This is a genomic window from Brachybacterium sp. HMSC06H03 (assembly GCF_001807385.1).
GTDB classification, from domain to species: domain Bacteria; phylum Actinomycetota; class Actinomycetes; order Actinomycetales; family Dermabacteraceae; genus Brachybacterium; species Brachybacterium conglomeratum.
In genome coordinates this window covers 1-600 of sequence record NZ_KV788783.1, presented here as the reverse complement: position 1 = coordinate 600, position 600 = coordinate 1, and the positions used below count along the sequence as shown (strand labels likewise).

The following is a 600-nucleotide window of genomic DNA, read 5'->3' as shown; positions in this document are numbered from 1 at the left end:
GCGGGAGCGGGGCCGCACCGCCCGGGCCGCAGGCCGCGGCGGCCGCCGAGGGCTTCGCCCGCTCCGTCGCGCCTGCCCGCGCGAAGCGCTGCATCTGCGAGGTGGTCGGGTAGGTGCCGCTGACCACGATGTCCAGGCCCAGCAGGGTCACCGGCAGCACCGCCTCCCCCGCGGACTCCATCAGCGCGCGGACGGGCTCGCACTCCTCGAAGGCCCAGGCGTCCTCGTCCTGCAGGTACACCGTGATCGGCTGGCCGTCCAGGGCGAGCGCCGCGGCCTCGTCGAGGAAGGCTTCCTGCCGCTCCGCGTCGGGCGGCGGGGACGGCAGGAAGATGTCCAGCCCCGCGAGCTGCGGGGCGTCGTCGGCGTCGGTCATGGCCCCACCGTAGCGCGGGACGGGAACACGACCGTGCGGTCGTGGAACCGTGGCGGCCCTGCACGGGACACGCGCCGACGGGGCGGAGCTCGAGCTGCACGGCGACATGCTGGGGCTCGTCTACAAGCTCCGGTACGGCCAGGTCGTCGCCGCGGCGCGCTCTCGACGGTCGCGGCGAAAGGCGGCGACGAGGACGGGGCGGCGGCACCATCGAGGTGCCGCCG

At 76.0% G+C, this 600-nt stretch carries 1 protein-coding gene; it reads right to left on the bottom strand.

What is annotated here, in order from left to right; translation table 11 throughout:
• Positions 1 to 376, bottom strand: a 376-nt coding sequence (locus HMPREF3159_RS08480; protein ID WP_070500633.1) for an arsenic metallochaperone ArsD family protein, incomplete at its 3' end; no start/stop codon positions are given.
• Positions 377 to 600: the final 224 nt, after the last annotated feature.